This window comes from Halomonas rhizosphaerae, from assembly GCF_030010555.1.
GTDB lineage: Bacteria > Pseudomonadota > Gammaproteobacteria > Pseudomonadales > Halomonadaceae > Halomonas > Halomonas rhizosphaerae.
On sequence record NZ_JASCQP010000035.1, the window covers coordinates 20103 to 42591 of the forward strand.

21 protein-coding genes are annotated in these 22489 nt (G+C 69.0%); 7 read left to right on the plus strand and 14 right to left on the minus strand.

Annotation, left to right across the window (positions count from 1 at the left end):
* Positions 1 to 14: 14 nt before the first annotated feature.
* From bioD to bioB, 5 genes are read right to left on the minus strand one after another with little or no spacing between them, the layout of a single operon-like run.
* Complete coding sequence (bioD, locus tag QLQ83_RS15965) at positions 15 to 716, minus strand: dethiobiotin synthase (protein WP_282736502.1); 702 nt, start codon at positions 714 to 716, stop codon at positions 15 to 17.
* A 1-nt stretch (position 717) separates the two neighbouring features.
* On the minus strand, positions 718 to 1530 hold the full coding sequence (locus QLQ83_RS15970; protein WP_282736503.1) for a methyltransferase domain-containing protein: 813 nt from the start codon (positions 1528 to 1530) through the stop codon (positions 718 to 720).
* The gene (locus QLQ83_RS15975; protein WP_282736504.1) at positions 1527 to 2234 is read right to left on the minus strand and encodes an alpha/beta fold hydrolase; all 708 of its coding nucleotides are present in this window, start codon (positions 2232 to 2234) and stop codon (positions 1527 to 1529) included. The genes QLQ83_RS15970 and QLQ83_RS15975 overlap by 4 nt, the downstream gene beginning before the upstream one ends.
* Positions 2231 to 3403, minus strand: a complete 1173-nt coding sequence (gene bioF, locus QLQ83_RS15980; RefSeq protein ID WP_282736505.1) for an 8-amino-7-oxononanoate synthase — start codon at positions 3401 to 3403, stop codon at positions 2231 to 2233. The genes QLQ83_RS15975 and bioF overlap by 4 nt, the downstream gene beginning before the upstream one ends.
* Before the next feature lie 6 nt (positions 3404 to 3409).
* Positions 3410 to 4555: a biotin synthase BioB gene (gene bioB / locus QLQ83_RS15985; RefSeq protein WP_282736603.1), complete on the minus strand. Its 1146-nt coding sequence runs from the start codon at positions 4553 to 4555 to the stop codon at positions 3410 to 3412.
* A 70-nt stretch (positions 4556 to 4625) separates the two neighbouring features.
* Here bioB and QLQ83_RS15990 point away from each other — a divergent pair, with 70 nt between their 5' ends.
* On the plus strand, positions 4626 to 5342 hold the full coding sequence (locus QLQ83_RS15990) for a ComF family protein (protein WP_282736506.1): 717 nt from the start codon (positions 4626 to 4628) through the stop codon (positions 5340 to 5342).
* Between the two features lie 48 nt (positions 5343 to 5390).
* Positions 5391 to 6377: a serine/threonine protein kinase gene (locus QLQ83_RS15995; RefSeq protein WP_282736507.1), complete on the plus strand. Its 987-nt coding sequence runs from the start codon at positions 5391 to 5393 to the stop codon at positions 6375 to 6377.
* 75 nt (positions 6378 to 6452) lie between these two features.
* On the opposite strand, the gene QLQ83_RS16000 is transcribed toward QLQ83_RS15995, so the two are convergent.
* Positions 6453 to 7004: a TraB/TrbI/VirB10 family type IV secretion system protein gene (locus QLQ83_RS16000; RefSeq protein ID WP_282736508.1), complete on the minus strand. Its 552-nt coding sequence runs from the start codon at positions 7002 to 7004 to the stop codon at positions 6453 to 6455.
* Between the two features lie 280 nt (positions 7005 to 7284).
* Between QLQ83_RS16000 and folE the strand changes: the two genes are divergently transcribed.
* The 3 genes from folE (at position 7285) to QLQ83_RS16015 (ending at position 9841) form a co-directional block, all read left to right on the plus strand.
* Positions 7285 to 7842: a GTP cyclohydrolase I FolE gene (gene folE, locus QLQ83_RS16005; RefSeq protein ID WP_282736509.1), complete on the plus strand. Its 558-nt coding sequence runs from the start codon at positions 7285 to 7287 to the stop codon at positions 7840 to 7842.
* A 22-nt stretch (positions 7843 to 7864) separates the two neighbouring features.
* Positions 7865 to 8275 carry a dihydroneopterin triphosphate 2'-epimerase gene (folX, locus tag QLQ83_RS16010; protein ID WP_282736510.1) on the plus strand — a complete coding sequence of 137 codons (411 nt, stop codon included), beginning with the start codon at positions 7865 to 7867 and terminating at the stop codon, positions 8273 to 8275.
* 108 nt (positions 8276 to 8383) lie between these two features.
* A complete protein-coding gene (locus tag QLQ83_RS16015; protein WP_282736511.1) occupies positions 8384 to 9841 on the plus strand; it encodes an NAD-dependent succinate-semialdehyde dehydrogenase in 1458 nt (485 codons plus the stop codon).
* Positions 9842 to 10034: 193 nt separating this feature from the next.
* On the opposite strand, the gene purH is transcribed toward QLQ83_RS16015, so the two are convergent.
* From purH to dsbD, 7 genes are all read right to left on the minus strand, one after another.
* The gene (purH, locus tag QLQ83_RS16020; protein ID WP_282736512.1) at positions 10035 to 11615 is read right to left on the minus strand and encodes a bifunctional phosphoribosylaminoimidazolecarboxamide formyltransferase/IMP cyclohydrolase; all 1581 of its coding nucleotides are present in this window, start codon (positions 11613 to 11615) and stop codon (positions 10035 to 10037) included.
* Positions 11616 to 11698: 83 nt separating this feature from the next.
* A complete protein-coding gene (gene fis / locus QLQ83_RS16025) occupies positions 11699 to 12037 on the minus strand; it encodes a DNA-binding transcriptional regulator Fis (protein ID WP_282736513.1) in 339 nt (112 codons plus the stop codon).
* Positions 12034 to 13092 (minus strand): tRNA dihydrouridine synthase DusB, encoded by a 1059-nt coding sequence (gene dusB / locus QLQ83_RS16030; protein ID WP_282736514.1) that lies wholly within the window; start codon positions 13090 to 13092, stop codon positions 12034 to 12036. The genes fis and dusB overlap by 4 nt, the downstream gene beginning before the upstream one ends.
* Positions 13093 to 13154: 62 nt before the next feature.
* Positions 13155 to 14084 carry a 50S ribosomal protein L11 methyltransferase gene (gene prmA, locus QLQ83_RS16035; RefSeq protein WP_282736515.1) on the minus strand — a complete coding sequence of 310 codons (930 nt, stop codon included), beginning with the start codon at positions 14082 to 14084 and terminating at the stop codon, positions 13155 to 13157.
* A gap of 87 nt (positions 14085 to 14171) precedes the next feature.
* The gene (gene accC / locus QLQ83_RS16040) at positions 14172 to 15512 is read right to left on the minus strand and encodes an acetyl-CoA carboxylase biotin carboxylase subunit (protein ID WP_282736516.1); all 1341 of its coding nucleotides are present in this window, start codon (positions 15510 to 15512) and stop codon (positions 14172 to 14174) included.
* A 42-nt stretch (positions 15513 to 15554) separates the two neighbouring features.
* Positions 15555 to 16013 carry an acetyl-CoA carboxylase biotin carboxyl carrier protein gene (gene accB / locus QLQ83_RS16045; protein WP_282736517.1) on the minus strand — a complete coding sequence of 153 codons (459 nt, stop codon included), beginning with the start codon at positions 16011 to 16013 and terminating at the stop codon, positions 15555 to 15557.
* Positions 16014 to 16219: 206 nt separating this feature from the next.
* A complete protein-coding gene (gene dsbD, locus QLQ83_RS16050; RefSeq protein ID WP_282736518.1) occupies positions 16220 to 18127 on the minus strand; it encodes a protein-disulfide reductase DsbD in 1908 nt (635 codons plus the stop codon).
* Positions 18128 to 18334: 207 nt separating this feature from the next.
* Here dsbD and QLQ83_RS16055 point away from each other — a divergent pair, with 207 nt between their 5' ends.
* Positions 18335 to 19840 (plus strand): DUF2333 family protein, encoded by a 1506-nt coding sequence (locus tag QLQ83_RS16055; protein WP_282736519.1) that lies wholly within the window; start codon positions 18335 to 18337, stop codon positions 19838 to 19840.
* Positions 19841 to 19933: 93 nt separating this feature from the next.
* Here the strand turns inward: QLQ83_RS16055 and ppa are convergent, their stop codons facing one another.
* Complete coding sequence (gene ppa / locus QLQ83_RS16060; protein ID WP_282736520.1) at positions 19934 to 20464, minus strand: inorganic diphosphatase; 531 nt, start codon at positions 20462 to 20464, stop codon at positions 19934 to 19936.
* A gap of 221 nt (positions 20465 to 20685) precedes the next feature.
* Between ppa and QLQ83_RS16065 the strand changes: the two genes are divergently transcribed.
* Positions 20686 to 22413 (plus strand): bifunctional protein-serine/threonine kinase/phosphatase, encoded by a 1728-nt coding sequence (locus tag QLQ83_RS16065; protein WP_282736521.1) that lies wholly within the window; start codon positions 20686 to 20688, stop codon positions 22411 to 22413.
* The last annotated feature ends 76 nt before the right edge of the window (positions 22414 to 22489 follow it).

The following is a 22489-nucleotide window of genomic DNA, read 5'->3' on the forward strand; positions in this document are numbered from 1 at the left end:
CGCCCCGGCGCAAGTCAATCGCCATCGGGCAGCGCCAGGTGGTCGGCGGCGGCCTCGGCCATGGCGCTCGCATCGCCGGCCGGCAGCCGCGGCACGATGCCCAGGCAGGGGGCGGGCAGCGTGGCCGCGAGGGTCGTCAGGTTGTCGCGGTAGAGGGCATCGTCGTCGGCGAATGCCGGATCCACCAGGCTGCCGACCCAGCCCGCCAGGCGCAGGCCTGAGGCCGTGATCGCCTCGGCGGTGAGCCGCGCATGGCTGATGCCGCCCAGGCGCAGGCCCACCACCAGTATCACCGGCAGCTCGAGCCACGCGGCCAGATCGGACAGGTCCTCGGTCTCGTTCAGGGGCACCCGCCAGCCACCGGCACCCTCGACAAGGGTCAGGGCGCGCCCCGCCTCGAGCAGGGGCCGGGTCCGCTCGACCAGATCGTCCAGGGCCAGCGTCACGCCGGCCCGGCGGGCGGCCAGGTGCGGGGCGATGGCCGGGGCGAAGGCGAAGGGGTTGATCGTCGCGTAGGGCAGGGTGGGACGCGTCTGGGCCTGCAGGGCCAGGGCATCGGCATTGCGCAGGCCCTCGATCGTGGGGTCGCTGCCGGAGGCCACGGGCTTGAGGCCGAGGGTGGTCAGGCCGCGTCGGTGCGCCAGGGCCAGCAGTCCGCTGGTGACCAGGGTCTTGCCGGCATCGGTGTCGGTGCCGGTGACGAAGTAGGCGCTCATGTCAGGTTTCCAGCTCCAGGGTCAGCAGGCGATAGGTCACGGGCAGGCCCTCGGGCTCGCGCTGTGTCTCGAAGCGGCGCGACGCCCGGGCCAGGTCGGCGCGGGTGAGCCGGCCCCCGGGCCGCGATGTCTGGGCGCCGACGCCCTTGATGGAGGCCATCACCGCGGCGAGGTCGGGATAATGGAAGCGCACCGCCCGCTCCTGGCAGTCGATGCGGCAGAAGCCCGCCGCCCGGGCCGCTCGCCGGTGGCAGGCGGCGTCGCGGAAGGTCAGCAGGCCGGCGGGCCGGCCTGGGCGCGACCAGGCCCGTCCGACCTCGGCCAGGGTCCCGGGTCCCAGGGTGTTGACCAGCGCCCGGCCGCCCGGGCGCAGGACGCGGCGAAGCTCGGCCATCACGGCGTCGAGGTCCGGACACCACTGGATCGCCAGGTTGGAGACCACCAGCTCCTGGCTGGCTTCCTCCAGCGGCAGGGCGGCGGCATCGCCGCACAGCCAGCGGGCCGCGTCGCCGTGCGTGCGGCGGGCCACCTCGAGCATGCCCGGGGCAAGGTCCAGACCGATGACCGTGCAGCCGGCACCGAAGCGCCCGGCCAGCTGCGCGGTCAGCTCGCCCGGCCCGCAGCCGAGGTCCAGTACCCTCTCGGCATGCCCGGGAAGGCGAGACCGAAGCGGCTCGGCCATGATCCGCTGGGCGACGGCTCGCTCGGCATAGCGAGGGGCGGCGCGAGAGAAGGCGTGGGCCACACGGGCCTGCCAGTCCTCTCCCCGGGTCGCGCTCCGGCAGGCGGGGGCGGCGAGCGGCAAGGCACTCATGGCGCGGGCACCCCGGCGATGCCGAGGAGGCAGGCGGCCAGTGACGACGGCTGGCCGAGCATCGGGCAGTGGCCGGTATCGACCAGGCGATAATCGGCGCTCGTGCGCCATGCGGGTGCCAGCAGCGGGTCGCGATCCCCCCCGACGCGCCATACCGGGCAGGGCGAACGGGCCAGCCGGTCAGCGTTGTCGAGCCCGGCGAGCTGGTCGAGCCCCGCGGCCAGGGTAGCGTGGTCGGCGCCGCCGTTATCGCCGAGCAGCTCGCGCAGCCGCCGGTAGGCAGCGAGCGGGTCAGACTCGCCCTGGAGCTGCCAGCGCAGGAAGTGCCGGTGGGTCGCCTCCGGGGCACGCGCGAAGGCCCGACGGAAGGCGGCCAGCTCCGCTTCTGGGATGCCCGCTTCATGACAGAAGCGCTCACTCATGCCGAGCAGTACCAGGGCACGCGGCGCGGGCAGGTGGTCCAGCAGGGCGGTGGCGAGCAGGCCGCCCAGCGACCAGCCTACCCAGATGGCGTCCGCCGAGAGATCGTCGCCCATGGCGTCGGCCAGCTGAGCCAGGCTGCCGGGGTCCGCCAGCGGAGGACGGGTCCCGTAGCCGGGCCAGTCGGGGGCGCTGACCGCCAGCCCCTCGGGCCAGTGCTCGGCCAGCGGCTGCCAGAGGCGGGCGTCGCAGCCCCAGCCGGAGAGCAGCACCAGGCGCGTCATGGGCTCGCCTCCCCACTGGCCAGGGCCTCCCGGGCTCGGCAGTCGGCCAGGGCGTCGAGCAGGGCGTCGAGGTCGGCATCCGTGTGGGCGGCACTCAGGGTGATGCGCAGCCGCGCCTGGCCGCGGGGCACCGTGGGCTCGCGGATCGCGCCGACCGTGATCCCGCGCTCGGCCAGCCAGGCCGCCCAGTGCATCACCCGCTGGCTATCGCCCAGCACCAGCGGCTGGATCGGCGTGCTGGAGGCGGCCAGCGGCAGCCCCAGGGTGCGGGCCTCGCGGCGGAAGCGCGCGATCAGCGTGGCCAGGCGGGTGCGCCGGTCGGGTTCGGCCTCGAGCAACGCCAGGGCCTTCAGGGTGGCCGCGGCCACTCCCGGGGGCTGGGCGGTGGTATAGACATAGGGGCGGGCAAACTGGATCAGATGCTCGATCAGCGATTTGCTTCCCGCCACGAAGGCGCCGGCGGAGCCCAGCGCCTTGCCGAGCGTGCCGACCAGCACGGGGACCCGCTCGATGCCATGGACGCGGCCCACGCAGCCGTCACCGGCCTCGCCCAGCACGCCCAGGCCATGGGCGTCATCGACCATCAGCCAGGCGCCATGGCGGGCGCTGGTCGCGGCCAGCCCGGCGATATCGGCCACGTCGCCATCCATGCTGAATACCCCGTCGCTGACCACCAGCGTGCGCCCGTCGCCCGGGGCGCGGGCGAGTAGCCGCTCGAGGTCCCCGAGGTCACCATGGTGGAAGCGCCGCGAGCGGGCACCGGCGAGCCTGGCGCCATCGATCAGCGAGGCGTGGTTGAGGCGGTCCTGGAACACCCGGGTGTCGGGATCGCAGAGCGCCTGCAGGGTGCCGAGGTTGGCCATGTAGCCGGTGGAGAAGAGCAGCGCGGCCGGCCGGCCGGTGAGCGCGGCCAGTTGCTGTTCCAGGGCCTCGTGCACCGCGAGGTGGCCGCTGACCAGGTGCGAGGCTCGCCCACCGGCGCCGAAGCGTCGTGCGCCCTGGGCCTGGGCCTCGGCGAGACGCGGGTCCCTGGCCAGGCCCAGGTAGTCGTTCCCGGCGAAGTCACGGCGCCCGTCGCCCGCGCAGCGGGTGCGGCGACGTCGCCAGCGCCCGCTGTGGCGCTGGATCGCGGCGCGCTCGGCGAGGTAGCTGCTCCAGGCATTCTGCATCGCGGATCAGGCCCGGGTGGCGTCGTAGGCGAGCTCACCGGCCCTCGCGTCGAGCGCCGCCGCGGCCTGGCGTGCCGCTCTGGCTTCAAGAGCGGCTTCCAGGTCGGCCTGCTGGCGAGCATCGTCGGCGCAGGTCTCACCTGCGCTCTTTCCCACGACTTCCGGATGAAGGCCCAGCTTGTCGAACAGCGCCCGGTCCTGTTCCGCCTGGGGGTTGGCGGTGGTCAGCAGCTGGTCGCCGTAGAAGATCGAGTTGGCCCCGGCCAGGAAGGCCAGCGCCTGGGTGGATTCATTCATCTGCTCGCGACCCGCGGAGAGGCGCACATGGCTCGCCGGCATCAGGATGCGGGCCACGGCAATGGCGCGGATGAAGTCGATGGGGTCGAGATCGTCCACGTCCTCGAGCGGCGTGCCGGGGACCTTGACCAGCATGTTGATCGGCACCGACTCCGGGTGCGGTTCCAGGCGCACCAGCTGCTGGAGCAGGGCGGCGCGGTCGCGGGGCGCCTCGCCCATGCCGAGTATCCCGCCGGAGCAGACCTTCATGCCCGCCTGGCGCACGTTGCCCAGGGTCTCCAGGCGGTCGGCGTAGGTGCGGGTGGTGATGATCTCGCCGTAGTACTCGGGCGAGGTGTCGAGATTGTGGTTGTAGTAGTCGAGCCCGGCCTCGGCCAGGCGGCCAGCCTGGTCGTTGTCGACCATCCCCAGGGTCATGCAGGTCTCCAGCCCCAGTGCCTTGACGCGACGCACCATCTCCAGCACCACGTCGAGATCCTTCTCGCGGGGGCTCTTCCATGCCGCGCCCATGCAGAAGCGGCTGGCGCCGGCCTCGCGGGCGGCCCGGGCCTGCTCGACCACCTTCTCGACCTCCAGCAGCTTCTCCTTGCCCAGGCCGGTGTTGTAGTGCCCCGACTGGGGGCAGTACTTGCAGTCCTCGGGGCAGGCGCCGGTCTTGATGGAGAGCAGGGTGGAGACCTGCACGGCATTGGGATCGAAGTGGGCACGGTGGACCTGCTGGGCGTGGAACAGCAGGTCATTGAAGGGCAGGGCGAAGAGCGCCTCGATTTCCTCGACCGTCCAGTCGTGGCGGACCTCGCCCCGCGGGGCTAGGGTCAGGGAAGCGGTGCGGGATTCGTGGGACGCTGGGATCATGGTGGGCTCGCTTATGGTCAACTTGACGTTCATATCCAGGTTGACGGATAGCCTAAGGCCTGCGGTCGTCATGTCAACCTCCTGGCAAGCCAAGGTTGACGGTTGGCTGGGACGAGCCCTTCCCGGTCGCTGCGTGTTCTGTCTGACACCCCTGCCGGGGGATGCCCCCTGGTGCGAGGCCTGCGTCTCGGAGCTGCCCTGGAACCCGAGTGCCTGTCCCGGCTGCGCCGAGCCCCAGCCGGGCGCCGCGCGGGGACGTCGCTGTGGTCACTGCCTGCGCCGACCCCCGGCCTTCGACGGGGCCTGGGTGCCGCTGCGTTACGACGCCGAGGTGGCCGGCCTGGTGCAGCGCTTCAAGTTCGATGCCTCGCCGCGGGCGGGCCGGGTGCTGCTGGAGCTGATGGCGGCCGGGCTGCCCCCGGCGGTTCGAGGCTGGCCCGAGGCGCTGGTCCCGGTTCCCCTGCATCCACGGCGGGCCCGTGAGCGAGGCTTCGACCAGGCGCGCTGGCTGGCCACGCGTCTCGGGCGACAGCTTCGCTGCCCCCTGTTACTGGCGCAGCGTACCCGCGACACCCGTACCCAGCGCGGCCTGGACCGTGGCGAGCGGCGCCGCAACCTGCGCGGTGCCTTTCGCCTCTCCGCAGGCCTGCCGCGACGGGTAGCGCTGGTGGATGATGTCATGACCACCGGGGCGACGCTGGATGCCCTGGCCATGGCCTGCCGCCAGGCCGGCGCCGAGGAGGTGCAGGCCTGGGCGGTGGCCCGGACGCCGGCAGGGCGACACTGACGGTCGCTTCCCTGTTAGCATAAGGCTCTAGACGTACCAGGAGCCCCCATGGACACCAGCCCCCATCCCTTCTCGCAGCTCTCGCCCGCCCGGGTGGTCGCGGCGGTGGAGTCGCTCGGCTTCTGGCTGCCCGGCGAGCCCTTCACGCTGAACAGCTACGAGAACCGGGTCTTCCTGGTGCACGACGAGGAGCGCCGCCGCTGGGTGGTGAAGTTCTACCGCCCCGAGCGCTGGACCGACGCCCAGATCCGCGAGGAGCACGACTTCCTGGCCGAACTCGCCGTGGCCGGAGTGGCCGTGGCTGCTCCCTGGCGGGACGCGGCGGGCGAGAGCCTGCACCTTGCCCAGGGCTTTCGCTTCACGCTCTTCCCCCACCTCCCGGGGCAGGCGCCGGAGCTGGAGAATCCGGCCCACCTGTTCGCCCTGGGCGAGCTGATCGGCGCGGTGCATGCGGTGGGCGAGCGGGGGCGTTTCGTGCACCGTCGAGTGCTGGACCTGGATGGCATGGTGCTCGAGGCCCGCGACAAGGTGCTGGCCAGCCGCTGGCTGGATCGACGCCAGCGTCAGGCCTACGAGCGCATCACCGCGACACTGCATCGCAGCCTGGCGCCCCATGCCTGGAGCGCGGAACAGGCGATCCGGGTGCAGGGCGATTGCCATATCGGCAACATCCTCGGGCGTGACGAGCAGTTTGCGCTGGTCGACTTCGACGATTGCCTGATGGCGCCGGCCATCCAGGACCTGTGGATGCTGTTCACCGCGCAAGAGGAGGGGGAGCGCCAGATGCAGCTCTCCGAGGTGGCCGAGGGCTACGAGCAGCACCGTGACTTCGACCGCCGCGAGCTCGTGCTGGTGGAGCCGCTGCGCACCCTGCGCCTGCTGCGCCACAGCGCCTGGCTGGTGGATCGCTGGGAGGATCCGGCCTTCCCGACGGCGTTCCCCTGGCTGGCCGATGCCGGCTACTGGGACGGCCACCTGCGCATGCTGGAGCAGCAACGCCAGGCGCTGGAGGCAAGGCCCCGCTGGCTGGCCTGATCGGGGACGGAGGCTTGTCCGCCACCATGAAAGACGCACCCCTCGGGGTGCGTCTCGTCGTGACCGGGGTGACGTTCAGTCGCCGTCGGGATCCGGTGCCTGGGCGGGAATCGGGTTGGCGACTCCCTCGCCCTCGGCCTGGCGGCGCTGCTCGTTGATTTTGGCGGCGGGGTTGTCCTGCTGCTCGATGGCCAGGTCGCTGGCCAGGCGCAGCTGGAAGGTCTGCTCCGGGGTCAGGCGGCAGTTGCCGTCCTGGCAGGCGGCGAGTCCGAAGTCGCCGTCGCTGTCGTAGGCGGCGGCGGATACCTCGCCGCTGTAGATCTCGCTCTCGCTGCCATCGGTCTCGATGCAGGTCAGCGACTGGGTGGTCAGGCGGATGCGCTCGCCCTCGAGGCTGGCGTCGCCGATCAGCACGCAGTATTCCGGCAGGGCATGCGAGGCGTCGCCATCGGCCACCGGATGGATGATCAGATCGTTGCGTTCCGGTGCCTGCTCGGACAGCGTCAGCACGTCGATGACCTGAACGTCGACGGTCGCATCGGCCGGCAGTTCGAGGGTATCGCTCATGGCCAGGGTCGGCATCGCCAGCATGGCGGCCATCAGCACAGTGGCATGGGTCTTGATCATGTCGGGCTCTCGAGGGTGACTTGGGCACAGCATGAAGCAGCCATTACTCTACCACAGGGCGGGCGGACCGGCAGCCGGCCGCGCACGGCGAAGACGCGACACGATGTCACTCTTGGCGGCGACCGCGCCTGCGTTGCCGGGCGTCATGCGCTAGAATAGCGAGTCCCGAGACTCTTTTATTGTACAAGTCTAAAATCTTGTATATTTTCTGTATATGATGTGATGGCCAGGCCATCCACCAACGTTACATCGGACACCGACATTGCCACGGGGCCTGACCATGACCGAAGAACTCGCCAACCACTATCGCCGGATCATCCACGAGCTGGGGGAGGACCCCGACCGTGAGGGACTTCGCGACACGCCGAAGCGGGCCGCCAAGGCGATGCAGTTCCTCAACCGCGGCTATACCCAGTCGCTGGAAGAGATCGTCAACGGCGCGGTGTTCGAGTCCGAGACCGACGAGATGGTGCTGGTCAAGGATATCGAGCTCTACTCCATGTGCGAGCATCACCTGCTGCCGTTCATCGGCAAGTGCCATATCGCCTACCTGCCCAGCGGCAAGGTGCTGGGGCTTTCCAAGTTCGCGCGAATCGTCGACATGTACGCTCGGCGCATGCAGATCCAGGAGAACCTGACCCGCCAGATCGCCGAGGCGGTGCTGCAGGTCACCGAGGCCCGCGGGGTGGCGGTGGTGATCGAGGCGCGCCACCTGTGCATGATGATGCGCGGGGTGGAGAAGCAGAACTCCAGCATGACCTCATCGGTGATGCTCGGCTCCTTCCGCGAGAAGCAGAGCACGCGCCAGGAGTTCCTCACCCTGGTCAACGGCCGCTGATCCCCCCGCAAGGAGCCCTGCCATGACGATGCATGCCCTGGACGACCAGCACTTCGACCATGATCTCGCCACGATCCGCATCAAGAACCTGCGGCTGCGCACCCATATCGGCATCAAGGACGACGAGATCAAGAACCGCCAGGACGTGGTGATCAATGCCGTGATCCGCTATCGCGCCGACAGGGCGGTCGAGTTCAACCATATCGAGCAGGCGCTGAACTACCGCACCATCACCAAGGCAGTGATCGCCCTGGTGGAGGACCATCGCTTCCTGCTGCTCGAGCGCATGACCCGCGAGGTGCTGGACCTGATCATGAGTCATGACCAGGTGCTGACCGCTCAGGTGGAGATCGACAAGCCCCATGCGCTGCGCTTCGCCGACTCCGTCTCCATCACGCTCTCCGACTCGCGGGAGCCGCGCCGGCCACGCTGAGGGTGACCCGAGACGGTGATTAAAGGACCCCGGTGCTTGGTGCACCGGGGTCTTTCGCTTAGCATGGGGAAAACCGACAAGAGGCCGCCTTCGCGGCAGGAGACGATCATGCAAGCCCTCACGGAAACGCAGCTCTACTGTCCCTTCGCCTACATCGACGGCAGCTGGGTCGCCGCCGACAGCGGCGAGCAGATCAACGTCCTCAATCCGGCCACCGGCGAGGCCATGGGGGATGTGCCGCGCCTGGGGCGGGCGGAGACCGAGCGGGCCATCGCCGCGGCCGATGCCGCCCTGCCGGCGTGGCGTGCGATGACCGCCCAGGAGCGCGCCGACATCCTGATGAAGTGGCACGACCTGATGCTCGAGCACCAGGACGACCTGGCCATGATCATGACCTTCGAGCAGGGCAAGCCGCTCAAGGAAGCCGCCGGCGAGATCGCCTATGCGGCGAGCTTCCTGCGCTGGTTCGCCGAGGAGGCGCGGCGCATCTACGGCGAGACCGTACCCGCCGCCAAACCCAACCAGCGCATCGTGGTCACCAAGCAGCCCGTCGGCGTGGTGGGTGCCATCACCCCCTGGAACTTTCCCGCGGCGATGATCACCCGCAAGGCGGGTGCCGCCCTGGCCGCCGGCTGCACCATCGTGGTCAAGCCGGCCAGCCAGACGCCGTTCTCCGCCACTGCCCTGGCCAAGCTGGCCGAGCGGGCCGGGGTACCGCGCGGGGTGTTCAACGTGGTGCCGGGCCGCGCCTCCGAGATCGCCGCGGCGATGACCGAGTCGCCGCTGGTGCGCAAGATCACCTTCACCGGCTCCACCGAGGTGGGTCGCCAGCTGATGGCCCAGGCCTCCCAGCACATCCAGAAGATCTCCCTAGAACTGGGCGGCAACGCCCCCTTCATCGTCTTCGAGGATGCCGACCTGGACGCCGCGGTGGAGGGGGCCATGGCCGCCAAGTTCCGCAACGCCGGCCAGACCTGCGTCTGCACCAACCGCTTCCTGGTCCAGTCCAGCGTGGTCAACGCCTTCTGCGAGAAGCTGGCGGTCGCCATGAACAGCGAGCTCAAGGTCGGTGACGGCACCCAGGAGGGGATCAACATCGGCCCGCTGATCGACGACAAGGCGGTGGCCAAGGTCAGCGAGCATGTCCATGACGCCGTGGACCAGGGCGCCGAGCTCTTGCTGGGTGGCCATCCGCACCCGCTGGGCGGCAACTTCTTCACGCCGACCCTGATCAGCTTCGCCAACACCAGCATGAAGGTGGCCCACGAGGAAACCTTCGGCCCGCTGGCGGCGGTCTTCCCCTTCGATGACGAGGAAGACGCCGTCAACATGGCCAACGACACCGAGTACGGGCTGGCGTCCTACTTCTACTCCCGGGACCTGGGGCGTGTCTGGCGCGTCGCCGACGCCCTGGAGTACGGCATGGTGGGCATCAACACCGGCCTGATCTCCAACGCCGCCGCCCCCTTCGGCGGGGTCAAGGCCTCGGGCCTGGGGCGCGAGGGCGGCCACCAGGGCCTGGAGGAGTTCCTGGAGACCAAGTACCTCTGCATCGATCTGGGCTGATAGCGCCAAGCTGATAGCGCCAAGCGCCGAGCTACAAGCAAGCCCCGAAGGTCGAGACCTTCGGGGCTTGCTTTTGGTCGGGAGGTACTCATCCTGGCCGCTTGGCCGCTTGGCCGCTTGGCCGCTTGGCCGCTTGGCCGCTTGGCCGCTTGGCCGCTTGGCCGCTTGGCCGCTTGGCCGCGTGGCGCAGGCGTCAGTGCCTGAAGTGGCGCATGCCGGTGAAGACCATGGCGATGCCGGCCTCGTTGGCGGCGTCGATCACTTCCTGGTCGCGCATGGAGCCCCCGGGCTGGATCACCGCGGCGATGCCGGCGGCGGCCGCGGCATCGATGCCGTCGCGGAAGGGGAAGAAGGCGTCACTGGCCATCACCGAGCCGGGGACCGAGAGGCCCTCGTCGGCGGCCTTGATGCCGGCGATCTTCGCCGAGTAGACCCGGCTCATCTGGCCGGCGCCCACGCCGATGGTCTGGCCATCCTTGGCGTAGACGATGGCGTTGGACTTGACGTACTTGGCCACCTTCCAGGCGAAGGCCAGGTCGCGCATCTCCTGTTCGCTGGGCACCCGCTCGGTGACCACGGTCAGCTCGTCGCGGCCGACCATGCCCAGGTCGCGGTCCTGCACCAGCAGGCCGCCGGTGACGCGCTTGAAGTCGTGGGCATGTTCGCGCTCGCCGGGCCACTTCGCGCCGACATCGAGCAGGCGGACGTTCTTCTTCTCGGTGACGATGGCGAGCGCCTCCCCCTCGACCCCCGGGGCGATGATCACCTCGACGAACTGGCGGTCGACGATGGCGCGGGCGGTCTCGGCGTCCAGCGGCACGTTGAAGGCGATGATGCCGCCGAAGGCGCTGGTCGGGTCAGTGGCGAAGGCCTTCTCGTAGGCCTCTCGCGGGCTTGCGCCCACCGCCACGCCGCACGGGTTGGCGTGCTTGACGATCACGCAGGCGGTGTCGGTGAAGGCCTTGACGCACTCGAAGGCGGCATCGGTGTCGGCGACGTTGTTGAAGGAGAGCGCCTTGCCCTGCAGCTGGGTGGCCGTGGCCACGCTGGCCTCGCTGGCGTCGGCTTCCACGTAGAAGGCGGCATTCTGGTGGGGGTTCTCCCCGTAGCGCATGGCCTGCTTCTTCTCGAACTGCAGGTTGTAGGTGCGCGGGAAGCCGTCCTCGCCGCCGGGTACCCGCTGGCCCAGGTAATCGGCGATGGCGGCGTCGTAGCCGGCGGTATGCTCGAAGGCCTTGACCGCCAGGTCGAAGCGGGTGGCATCACTCACGGCGCCGTCCCCGGCGGCGATTTCGCTCAGCACCCGGGGGTAGTCACCGGCGTCCACTACGATGGTGGTGTGGGCATGGTTCTTGGCACAGGCACGCACCATGGTCGGCCCACCGATGTCGATGTTCTCGATGGCGTCCTCGAGGGCGCAGTCCGGCCGTGCCACGGTGGCCGAGAAGGGGTAGAGGTTGACCACCACCATGTCGATGGGGACGATGCCGTGCTCCGCCATCACGGCATCGTCCTGGCCACGGCGGCCAAGGATGCCGCCGTGGATCTTCGGATGCAGTGTCTTGACCCGGCCGTCCATGATCTCGGGGAATCCGGTGTGCTCGGAGACCTCGGTCACGTCGATGCCGTTCTCCTGGAGCAGGCGGAAGGTGCCGCCGGTGGAGAGCAGCGCGACGCCCTGTTCGACGAGGCCGCGGGCGAAGTCGACGATGCCGGTCTTGTCGGAGACGCTGATCAGGGCGCGGCGAACCGCGGCGGAGGAGGCTTGGGCCATGGGGGTCACTCTTCTCTGTCGATGGTGGTGAAGGGGGAGGCGGGAAAGCGAAGGGAGTGCCACGGACTCCCTCGTGGGAGCGGTCAGATCAGGCCATAGTGCTTGAGCTTCTTGCGCAGGGTCCCGCGGTTCAGGCCGAGCATCTCGGCGGCCCGGGTCTGGTTGCCCTGGGTATGCTCGAGGACCGAGGCGAGCAGCGGGGCCTCGACCTCGGCCATTACCATGGCGTAGAGATCGGTGACGCTGCTGCCGTCCAGGTGATCGAAGTAGCGGGTCAGCGAGGCTTCCACGGCCTCGCGCAGAGGGCGGTCGTCCTGTGGTCCCGGACGGACGTCTTCGCTCAGCACGGCGAGATCACGGGTGGCCCGGGCATCCAGCTCGGGCAGCGCGGCATTCTGGTCAAGGGATTGGCTGCTGGTCATGCGGCACAGATTCCATCCGGTGCCACGGCCCGGGCAACGCGGCGCGGCGTCGCGGCGGGGGCGTGACGAAAGAGTTCATCGATGAAGCGGCGCTGGGCCTGGCAACTCTCCAGGCTGTTGAAGGTGGCCCGCAGGGCACGCCGCCCGGCGTCGTCGAAACGTTCATCTCCGGCCAGGTACCAGCCGAGATGCTTGCGCGAAATGCGCACACCCAGATGCTCGCCGTAGAAGTCATGCAGGGCTGCGAGGTGGTGGCGAAGGACCTCGGCACGCTCCTCATCCCCCGGCGGGGCAAGTCGCTGGCCATGGCGCAGGTAGTGGTCGATCTCGCGGAAGATCCAGGGATTGCCCTGGGCAGCGCGGCCGACCATCACCGCATCCGCCCCAGTATAGTCGAGGATCCGGCGTGCCTTGGCGGGAGAATCGATATCGCCGTTGGCGAACACCGGGATGCCCACGGCGGCCTTGATGGCGGCGATGGTGTCGTACTCCGCCTCGCCGCCGTAGCGCTGCTGGCGATGGCGGCCATGCACGGCCAGGGCCCGGATGCCGGCCTCCTCGGCGATGCGCGCGACCCGCGCGCCGTTGTTGCTCTCGGCGCACCAGCCGGTACGGATCTTCAGGGTCACCGGCACGTCCACCGCGGCGACCACCGCGTCGAGAATCTCGGCCACCAGGGCTTCGTCGCGCAGCAGGGCGGAACCGGCCGCCTTGTTGCAGACCTTCTTGGCCGGACAGCCCATGTTGATGTCGATGATCTCGGCGCCCATCTCGGCATTGAGACGCGCCGCCTCGGCGAGCATCTCCGCGTCACCGCCGGCGATCTGCACGCTGCGCGGGCCCGGCTCGCCGCGGTGGTCCATGCGCAGCCGGGACTTGCGGGTATGCCACAGGCTGGGGTCCGAGGTGACCATCTCGCCCACCACCAGGCCGGCCCCGAGGCGGCGACAGAGCGTCCGGAACGGTCGGTCGGTGACCCCGGCCATGGGCGCCAGGATCACCCGGTTGGGCAGTTGGTGGCGGCCGATGAGGGGCAGGGGGCGAGAATCGGACATGGTCGGCGTCACTGGCGTCAGGGGCTGCATATCATACGCCCCCGACCGGCGTTGGTGAACCGCTACTCAAGGCGAATGCCGGCCAGGGGGCGCCGCCCGGAGAGTCGCACCCAGCCCTCGCGGATCTCCGGTTCCTCCATGACCAGGCCCTGTCCACGGTAGGCCTCGAGCACCTCCTCGGCCTGACCCTCGAGGATGCCCGAGAGGGCCAGCCGGCCTCCCGGTGCCACGCGGCCGGCGATCTCGTCGGCCAGCTCCACCAGGGGGCCGGCGAGGATGTTGGCGACCACCAGCGGGAAATCACCCGCCTCGAGCTGCTCGGGATAGCAGAGCCGGAAGTCGGCCTCGGCCACGCCATTGCGCTCGGCGTTATCGCGGCTGGCCTGCAGCGCCTGGGGGTCGATGTCGGTACCGGTGGCCCGCCGGGCACCGAGCTTGAGGGCGGCGATGGCCAGGATGCCCGAACCGCAACCCACGTCGAGCACCTCCAGGTCCTGCAGCTCGCCGGCCACCGACAGGCCATCGAGCCAGGCCAGACAGAGCGCCGTGGTGGGGTGGGTGCCGGTACCGAAGGCCAGTCCCGGGTCGAGAAGCAGGTTGACGGCGTCGGGCTCCGGCGGGGCGTGCCAGCTTGGCACGATCCACAGCCGTTCACCCATCCGCAGGGGGTGGAAGTCTGCCATCCACTCGCGCTCCCAGTCGCGGTCGGCCAGCAGCTCGACCTCCACCTCGGGGCAGGGTTCCTCGGGGAACTCGGCGGCCCAGGCCTGGCGCACCCGGTCGAGCATCGTCTCGATGCCCTCGAGGTCGTCGTAGAGGCCGGTGAGCACCGTCTCGTCCCACAGCGGGGTAGTGCCCCGCTCCGGCTCGAAGACCGGGTCATCGAAGGCGTCCTGCAGGGTGATGGCGGTAGCGCCCTCGGCGAGCAGCAGTTCCTCGAGGAGCTCGGCGTGCTCAGGGGCGATGCGGGCCTTGAGTTGCATCCAGGGCATGGGGGATCTCCGGTCGAGGCTTGGAGCGGCAGGGGTAACGCAAGCGGGGCGGCCGTGGCCGCCCCGCTGGCAGGAAAGACGCCGGGCTCAGAGGTCCAGCTTCTTCTCCAGGTAGTGGATATTGACGCCCCCCTGCTGGAAGTAGCCGTCACGCACCAGGTCCTTGTGCAGGTCGGTGTTGGTCTTGATGCCCTCCACCAGCAGCTCGTCCAGGGCGTTGCGCATGCGGATCAGTGCCGTCTCCCGGTCAACGCCCCAGGTGATCAGCTTGCCGATCAAGGAGTCGTAGTGGGGCGGCACGGTGTAGCCCGTGTAGACATGGGAGTCCATGCGCACGCCGAGCCCGCCGGGCGGGTGGTAGAGGGTCACCTTGCCCGGGGAAGGCATGAAGGTCCTGGCATCTTCGGCGTTGATTCGGCACTCGAAGGCGTGGCCGGCGAGCTTGACGTCCTCCTGGCGGACCGACAGCGGCAGACCCGAGGCGATGCGCAGCTGCTCGCGGACGATGTCCACGCCGGTGACCATCTCGGTGACCGGATGCTCCACCTGGACCCGGGTGTTCATCTCGATGAAGAAGAACTGACCGTCCTCGTATAGGAACTCGAAGGTGCCGGCGCCCCGGTAGCCGATGGTGATGCACGCCTCCCGGCACGCCTCGAGGACCTCGGCGCGGGCGGTCTCGTCGATGCCCGGCGCGGGGGCCTCCTCGATCACCTTCTGGTGGCGACGCTGCAGCGAGCAGTCGCGATCGAAGAGGTGGATGGCGTTGCCCTGGCCGTCGGCCAGTACCTGCACCTCCACGTGGCGCGGGTTCTCGAGGAACTTCTCCATGTAGACGGTGCCGTCGCCGAAGGATGAGTAGGCCTCTGTGCGGGTGACGTTGACCGCCGAGAGCAGGTGTGCCTCGGTATGCACCACGCGCATGCCGCGCCCGCCGCCCCCGGCGGCGGCCTTGATGATCACCGGGTAGCCGATGCGCCGGGCCACGGCGAGGGTCTCCCCCTCGTCCTCCCCCAGGGGGCCGTCGGAGCCGGGCACCGTCGGCACGCCGGCCTTCTTCATCGACTCGATGGCACTGACCTTGTCGCCCATCAGGCGGATGGTCTCTGCCCGGGGACCGATGAAGATGAAGCCGGAGCGCTCGACCTGCTCGGCGAAGTTGGCATTCTCGGAGAGGAAGCCGTAGCCGGGGTGGATGGCACTGGAGTCGGTGACTTCCGCGGCGCTGATCAGCGACGGGATGTTCAGATAGGAGTTCGCCGAGGAGGCCGGCCCGATGCACACGGCCTCGTCAGCCAGGCGCACGTGCATCAGCTCGCGATCGGCCGTCGAGTGGACCGCCACTGTCTTGATGCCCAGCTCCTTGCAGGCGCGCAGGATGCGCAGGGCAATCTCGCCGCGATTGGCGATGAGGACCTTGTCCAGCATGAGGAATCCGCCAGTTGGTGAATGATGAGGCCAGGTAGCGCGTCAGGCGATGACGAGCATCGGCTGGTCGAACTCGACCGGTTCGCCGTCATCGATCAGGAAGGCCTCGATCACGCCGTCCCGGTCTGCCTCGATCTGATTCATCATCTTCATCGCTTCGACGATGCAGATGGTCTCGCCCTTCTTGACGCTCGAGCCGACCTCGACGAAGGCCTTGGAGCCGGGTGCCGGCGAACGGTAGAAGGTGCCGACCATCGGCGAGTTGACGGTATGCCCCTGATAGGCCGGCGCGGCATCGGCGGCGGGCTCGGCAGCCGGGGCTGGCGCCTGGTGGGCAGACGCTGCCGGTGGCTCATAGGGCTGGGGCATGGGCGTCTGCCAGTTCGTGCCATTGGGGTGGCGGCTGATGCGAACCGACTCTTCCCCTTCCTGGATCTCGATCTCGCTGATGTTGGACTCTTCGAGCAGTTCGATCAGCTTCTTGACCTTGCGGATATCCATGACGTTGTCTCGACCGGTGGGGTTGGGGGGTGATCCGGGGCGCTGTCAACCCCGGCCAACTTGCAATAGATCGCGGCAAGATGGCGTGTCTTGAGGCATCTATTGACCATGAAAGAGCAATGACGCCGGAGTCTGCCGAAAATCGGCAAGGATGTCCAGCCGAGCAGGAACACTGTTCGAGGCCGGCTCCCGGCGTGGCGCGGGGGTCAGCCTTGCCGGCCCTCCAGCCAGTCCAGCACACCCTCCAGGTGGCTGGCCAGCTGTGGGGCATTCACCTCGCCCTGCATGCGGGCATCGCGCAGTTCCTTGTCGCCGTCGAAGAACAGCAGGCTGGGCGGGCCGAACAGCTGGAAGTGGTCCAGCACCTCGCGGCTGATGGCGCCGCTGTCGGTGACGTCGACGTTGATGCGCCGGAAGTTGGCCAGGTGGCCAGCCACTTCGGGTGCCGGGTAGACGTCGCGTTCCATCACCTTGCAGGAGATGCACCAGTCGGCCGTGAAGTTGACGAAGGCCGGTTGGTCGCTCTCGGCCAGCGAGGCCTGCAGGGCGTCGAGGTCCTCCACGGTGGTGATCTCCCGGGCGATGGTGGCCGCTTCTCCGGTCGCGGTGCCGGCCACCGGGTTGGCGGGTGCCAGGGGCCGCAGCGGATCCTCCCCGCCGCGGGAGGCGCCAATCACCAGGGCGATGCCCCAGACCAGCAGCATCAGCCCCGCCGCCTGCCGGACCCGCGGCCAGCCCTGGGCCTGGTTGACGGTCAGCGCCCCCATGGCCAGGGCACTGCCGATGGCCAGGCCGGCCCACAGCAGCAGGGCGATGCTGCCCGGCAGCAGGCGCTCCACCAGCCAGATGGCGACCCCCAGCAGCAGGATGCCGAAGGCGGCCTTGACGCCGTTCATCCAGGCGCCGGAGCGGGGCAGCAGGGTGGTGCCGAAGGTGCCCACCAGCAGCAGCGGCACGCCCATGCCCAGGGCCAGCGAGAACAGCGCGGCCCCGCCCATCAGCGCATCGCCGGTGGTGGAGATGAATACCAGGGCACCGGCCAGCGGCGCCGAGACGCAGGGCGAGACCACCAGCACCGACAGCGCCCCGGCCAGGGCCAGGCCGGCGGGGCCGCTGCGCTGGGCGCGGGCCTGCCAGCCGTCGATGCGGCCGGCCAGCCTGGATGAGAAGCGCAGGTCGAAGGCGCCGAACATCGCCAGGGCGAAGAGGGTGAAGAGAACGGCGAAGGTGATCAGTACCGGGGCCGACTGCAGGCGGGCCTGGAGGTTGAGGCCCGCCCCGAACAGTCCCATCAGTACCCCCACGGCGGCGTAGGTCAGCGCCATCCCGGCCACGTAGCTGGCCGAGAGGGCGAAGGCCCGGGGGCGGGTCGGGTGCTGGCCGACGATGATCGAGGAGAGGATCGGCACCATGGGCAGCACGCAGGGCGTAAAGGTCAGCCCCAGGCCGGCAAGGAAGAAGAGCCCGAGGACCAGCGGCAGGCTGGCTTCGGCCATCAGGGTGCGAAAGCGGCCATCCTCGCTCTGGGGGGCAGCGCCTGAGACCCCGCCGCCGGTCTCGGCGACGTCACGGTTGGCCGCCTCGCTCGCGGCAGGCGCCGTATCACCGGGCGCATCGCTGCCGGAAGCGCCTGCGTCATCGGATGGCGTCCAGCCGGCGAAGGTGGCCGGTGCCTCGCCCTCGGGAGCGGTCAGCTCCACCCGTTCCGGTGGGTAGCAGAGGCCGGCATCGGCACAGCCCTGGAAGGTCAGGGTGATGTCCAGCGGGCCCTGGTGGCCCGGCTCGACGGGCACCTCGAAGACCACGCTGTCATAGAAGACATTGACGTCGCCCAGGAATTCGTCGCTCTTGGCCAGCCCCGGGGGGAGCTCGGGGTCGCCCAGTTCGAGTCCCTCCACGTCGGTCTCGACGGCAAACTGGTGGCGATAGAGGTAGTAGCCTTCGGCGTTCTCGAAGCCTACATGGAGGGTCTGGCCATCGTGCCAGGCGCTGGGCTGGAAGGCCTCCAGCACCGGCAGGAAGGTCTCGTCATCATCTTGGGAGAACCACTGGGCCTGGGCCCCCAGGGGCAACAGCAGCGTGATCAGCAGGGCGAGTCGCAAGACGATCGGCACAGCACTTCCTTGATTGCGGTGAACTTGGTTGGTGGCACGGCGCGAATTGGACCCCGTTTCTCGAAGCCGGGTTCCGTCCATCGGCGGCGAGGCCAAGGTCCTGCTAGGATATCGCAGTAGTAGGGGAGCTGTTGATGGCCTCCCGCCCGCAAGGCTGCGCCGAATTGTCGCGTCGCCGGAAGCTTTCATCATCAAGGGAACCTGACCATGGCGTTGACGGAAAAGGGTGGCGCCAGGCGCCGCAGTCGGACCGAGGTGCTCGAGCGCCCGGAGTATGGCTGGATCTGGAAGCCGTTGCTGGCACTGCTGGTGATCTACCTGGTGGTGTGCCTGGGGCTGGGGATCTGGTGGAGCCGCACGCCGGAAAGCTTCGACGTGGAACAGGCCGTCGCCGAGCAGCGTGGCGAGGGGTCGGGCAGCCCCGCGGCCCGCGGCGCCGTGACCACCGCCGGCCTGATGACCCTGATCGAGACCCTGCTCGAGAAGCCGGGCGGGTACCTGCGCAACGATATCGCCCCGCCCGGGCTGTGGCTCGATAACATGCCGGCCTGGGAACTGGGCGTGCTCAGCCAGGCCCGTCGGCTCTCGAGGTCGCTGCCGGCCATGGAGCAGTCGTCGGCCCCGGTACTGGAGGGCGTGCAGGAGCGCCTGATGGGTGACAGCCGCGACTGGCTCTATCCTTCCACCGAGAAGCGACTGGAGCAGGCCCTTGAGGAACTGGACGGCTACCTCGATTCGCTCGGAGAGGGCGGCGGGGCCGCCTTCGGTGATCAGGGCCAGGGCCTCGCGGCCTGGCTCGAGGCGATCACCGGGACGCTGGACGACCTGGGTCTGCGACTCTCGGCGAGCATCGGCAGCCGCGACGAGCTGCGCGACCTGGACATCGACGCCGACGCCCTGCCGGCACGAACGCCCTGGTATCGCGTCGACAACGTCTTCTTCGAGGCGCGCGGCCAGGCCTGGGCCCTGATGCACCTGCTCGAGGCGGTGCGGCGTGACCAGGCCGATGTGCTGGCCTCGGCCGGGGTCACCGAGCACTGGGAGCTGCTGGTGGCCGAACTCGAACGCAGCCAGCGTCGGCTGTGGAGCCCGGTGGTGCTGAATGGCTCGGGCTTCGGCATCTTCGCCAACCATTCGCTGGTGCTGGCCAACCACATGGTGCGTGCGAGGGACCTGGCGCGCGAGGTCACCGAGGGCCTGGCCGAGGTGACGCCCACGCCCGCCCCCACTGCCAGCGAGCCACCGGTGGTGGAGGTGGAACGCAGCGAGGATGCCGCCGAAGAAGCGCCTGCCGATGAAGGCGAGGGCGAAATGCCTGCCTCCAGCGAAGAGGAACCCGTCGAAGAGGCTGCCACCGACGAAGGCGAGGAGGCCATGGCTGCGCCGGACAACGATGACGGCACCGAAGCGCAGGCCGTTGATGAACAGGCCGGCGATTCCGGCGAGGGCGAAATGACGTCTCCCGGTGGCGAGCAGACGCCCGCCGAGGCCGCAGAGGAGGGCAGCGACGAGGCCTCATCTGACGATGCCACCGCGACCGAGGGTGATCAGATGCCCGCCGAGGCGGCAGAGGACGGCAGCGACGATGCTTCTTCCGGCGATGCCACCGCAACAGATGGTGAGCAGATGCCCTCCGACGCCGCAAAGGAAGGCAGCGCCGACGCTTCGGCCGACGAAGATGTCACGGCTGAGGATGGGCAGCCGGCGAACTGACGACCGTGACGCTCATGCAACGACAACGGGCCGCCCCAAGGGCAGCCCGTTGTCGTATCAGGTGGTGCTGTCTATGACCGCTGTATCCGAGGGTCAGGCCTTATCGTGGGCCGCCACGGCCTTCTCGATCGCCTTGCAGGCCGCCTCGGAGCCTTCCCAGGACTCCACCTTGACCCACTTGCCCTTCTCGAGGTCCTTGTAGTTCTCGAAGAAGTGGGCGATCTGCTGGCGCAGCAACTCGGGCAGGTCGGTGACCTCCTGGACGTCGTCATAGAGGCTCGAGAGCTTGGGGTGCGGGACACACACCAGCTTGGCATCCTCGCCGGCCTCGTCGGTCATGTTGAGGATGCCCACCGGGCGGGCGCGGATCACGGCGCCGGGCTGGACCGGGTAGGGCGTCACCACCAGGGCGTCCAGGGCATCACCATCGTCGGCCAGGGTGTGCGGGATGAAGCCGTAGTTGGCCGGATAGAACATCGGGGTGGCCATGAAGCGGTCGACCAGCAGGGCGCCCATGTCCTTGTCGATCTCGTACTTGATCGGCGCGTGGTTGGCCGGGATCTCGATCGCCACGTAGACGTCGTTGGGGAGGTCCTTGCCGGCGGGGATGTTGTCTAAGTTCATCGTCGCTTCCTTGGGTTGGCAAAAATAAGGCTTGGCGAAATCGGGCAGGCGCAAAATCCGCCGAATTATACGAAGCCGCGGCAGGGATTACCAATGGGCCTTAGGTGGCAGGCCTTGCCTTTGGTCGATGGGCCCGCCGGTGGGACAGGGTGTATCATGGGTCTCCGATGGAAGGCGCCGGCCACCGGCCGGCGCATCGCGCCGACTGCGAGGAGACTGCCTTGACACCCGTGCAACTGTCACTGAGTTATGGACAGGCCTTCGTGGCGCCTGAACGGCGACGGCATCGCAGCTCGATGTCGGTGCGTTTCCCCGAGCCTCCCCTGCTCGCGGCGAAGGGCGCCTGCGCCCTGATCAGTGACTCCACCCTGCGCAACAACCTGGCCAAGCAGGCGGGGGATCTCAGCGTGAAGGGGTTTCTGACCGACTACTTCTCCACCCCCGACCACTGGGACGTCAAGACCTCGGCGACCCGTGTGTTGCGGGCGCTGAACGCCTGGTGTTTCAGCCAGAACCGCCAGATGGCGGACGGCAGCTATGTCTCCTCGCTCTCCGCCATGGTCTACCGGGGGCGTGAGGCGCACCTCTTCCATATGGGGGATACCCTGGTGTTCCGCCTGCGCGGCGCCGAGTTCGAGCAGCTTTCCCGGGACCATGTCACCGACCTGGGCGGCTACCGCTACCCCTCCCGTGCCATGGGCATGGACAGTGGCCTGGAGATCGATTATGTCAGCATGCCGCTCAAGCAGGGAGACATCTTCCTGTTCACCACCCAGGCGGTACAGGGCACCCTGATGCCCTCGGATTACGTGCGGCTGATTCGCGAAGATGCCAGCGACCTGGATGCCGCCTGTGAGCGCCTGGGCGCGGCGGCCCGTGAGCGGGCGCAGGAGCGGGGCTACGGCGGCGACCAGTTCTGCTTCCAGCTGGTACGCATCGATGGCCTGCCCGACGAGGGAACGGAAGACCAGCCCGGTCGCGTCTATGGCGACCTGCCGATTCCCCCGGAGCTCTCGCCAGGCGATCGCCTGGACGGCCTCGAGGTGCTGTCGGTGCTTTCGCGCACGGCCCAGTCGCGGGTCTATCACGTGCGCGACCTGCACAGCGGCCGCGAGATGGTGATGAAGGCGCCGAGTCCCGAGCTCTCCAGTCGCAATGCCTACCTGGAGCACTTCCTGCTGCAGCAGTGGGTGGTGGAGCGCGTCAAGTCGCCCTTCGTGGTGCGCATCATGGAGTCCTCGCGGCCGCGGCGCTTCCTCTACTACCTGATGGCCCACGTCAAGGGCGTGACCCTGGCCGAGTGGGCCCGGCGCCATCCCCAGGCCAGCCTGGAGCAGCGCCTCGACATTGCCAACCAGCTGGGCAAGGCGGTGCAGGCACTGCACCACCGCGACCTGCTGCACCAGCGAATCCATCCCGACAATATACTGATCGATGTGCATGGCCAGGTGGTGCTGGCAGATTTCAGTGCCTGCCACCTGCGTGACGTCGACGGCCACCGCCGTTCACGGGAACTGGTTCGCCAGCTCGGGCTGACCGAGCACAGCGCGCCGGAGTATGCGTTGGAGGATGACGTCGGCCGTCGCAGCGACCAGTACTCCCTGGCCTCGACCATCTACTGGCTGCTCACCGGTGAGCTGCCCTATACGCTGGCGCCGAACCGGCTGCGCAGCCATACCGACCTGGAGCAGCTGGCCTATCGCAGTGCTCGCACCCTCAACCCGGAGGTGCCGGTGGCTCTGGACGATGCCCTGCGCCGGGCCCTGGACCCCCAGCGTGCGCTGCGCTTCCGGCGCATGTCGGAGTTCCGTCGAGCGCTGCGTCCGCCGCGGGATCCGGCCCGGGACGCGGGGGAGGGCGGCGCGCGCAAGCGGGAGCCGACCCGCTTCTGGCAGGGCGTGGCGGGCATCCTGCTGCTGCTGCTGGTGCTCTCCTGGTTGTTGCGATAAAGCGCCAAGCAGCCAAGAAAAACCTCCAGCAGAGTCGCTTGCTGGAGGGTTTCCTTTGTTGCCCTGGTGGTGCGCG

Excerpts from the sequence above, each read along its gene's own strand:
- bioD (WP_282736502.1), bottom strand. The coding sequence starts at position 716 with ATGAGCGCCTACTTCGTCACCGGCACCGACACCGATGCCGGCAAGACC.
- QLQ83_RS15970 (WP_282736503.1), bottom strand. The coding sequence starts at position 1,530 with ATGAGTGCCTTGCCGCTCGCCGCCCCCGCCTGCCGGAGCGCGACCCGG.
- QLQ83_RS15975 (WP_282736504.1), bottom strand. The coding sequence starts at position 2,234 with ATGACGCGCCTGGTGCTGCTCTCCGGCTGGGGCTGCGACGCCCGCCTC.
- bioF (WP_282736505.1), bottom strand. The coding sequence starts at position 3,403 with ATGCAGAATGCCTGGAGCAGCTACCTCGCCGAGCGCGCCGCGATCCAG.
- bioB (WP_282736603.1), bottom strand. The coding sequence starts at position 4,555 with ATGATCCCAGCGTCCCACGAATCCCGCACCGCTTCCCTGACCCTAGCC.
- QLQ83_RS15990 (WP_282736506.1), top strand. The coding sequence starts at position 4,626 with ATGTCAACCTCCTGGCAAGCCAAGGTTGACGGTTGGCTGGGACGAGCC.
- QLQ83_RS15995 (WP_282736507.1), top strand. The coding sequence starts at position 5,391 with ATGGACACCAGCCCCCATCCCTTCTCGCAGCTCTCGCCCGCCCGGGTG.
- QLQ83_RS16000 (WP_282736508.1), bottom strand. The coding sequence starts at position 7,004 with ATGATCAAGACCCATGCCACTGTGCTGATGGCCGCCATGCTGGCGATG.
- folE (WP_282736509.1), top strand. The coding sequence starts at position 7,285 with ATGACCGAAGAACTCGCCAACCACTATCGCCGGATCATCCACGAGCTG.
- folX (WP_282736510.1), top strand. The coding sequence starts at position 7,865 with ATGACGATGCATGCCCTGGACGACCAGCACTTCGACCATGATCTCGCC.
- QLQ83_RS16015 (WP_282736511.1), top strand. The coding sequence starts at position 8,384 with ATGCAAGCCCTCACGGAAACGCAGCTCTACTGTCCCTTCGCCTACATC.
- purH (WP_282736512.1), bottom strand. The coding sequence starts at position 11,615 with ATGGCCCAAGCCTCCTCCGCCGCGGTTCGCCGCGCCCTGATCAGCGTC.
- fis (WP_282736513.1), bottom strand. The coding sequence starts at position 12,037 with ATGACCAGCAGCCAATCCCTTGACCAGAATGCCGCGCTGCCCGAGCTG.
- dusB (WP_282736514.1), bottom strand. The coding sequence starts at position 13,092 with ATGTCCGATTCTCGCCCCCTGCCCCTCATCGGCCGCCACCAACTGCCC.
- prmA (WP_282736515.1), bottom strand. The coding sequence starts at position 14,084 with ATGCCCTGGATGCAACTCAAGGCCCGCATCGCCCCTGAGCACGCCGAG.
- accC (WP_282736516.1), bottom strand. The coding sequence starts at position 15,512 with ATGCTGGACAAGGTCCTCATCGCCAATCGCGGCGAGATTGCCCTGCGC.
- accB (WP_282736517.1), bottom strand. The coding sequence starts at position 16,013 with ATGGATATCCGCAAGGTCAAGAAGCTGATCGAACTGCTCGAAGAGTCC.
- QLQ83_RS16055 (WP_282736519.1), top strand. The coding sequence starts at position 18,335 with ATGGCGTTGACGGAAAAGGGTGGCGCCAGGCGCCGCAGTCGGACCGAG.
- ppa (WP_282736520.1), bottom strand. The coding sequence starts at position 20,464 with ATGAACTTAGACAACATCCCCGCCGGCAAGGACCTCCCCAACGACGTC.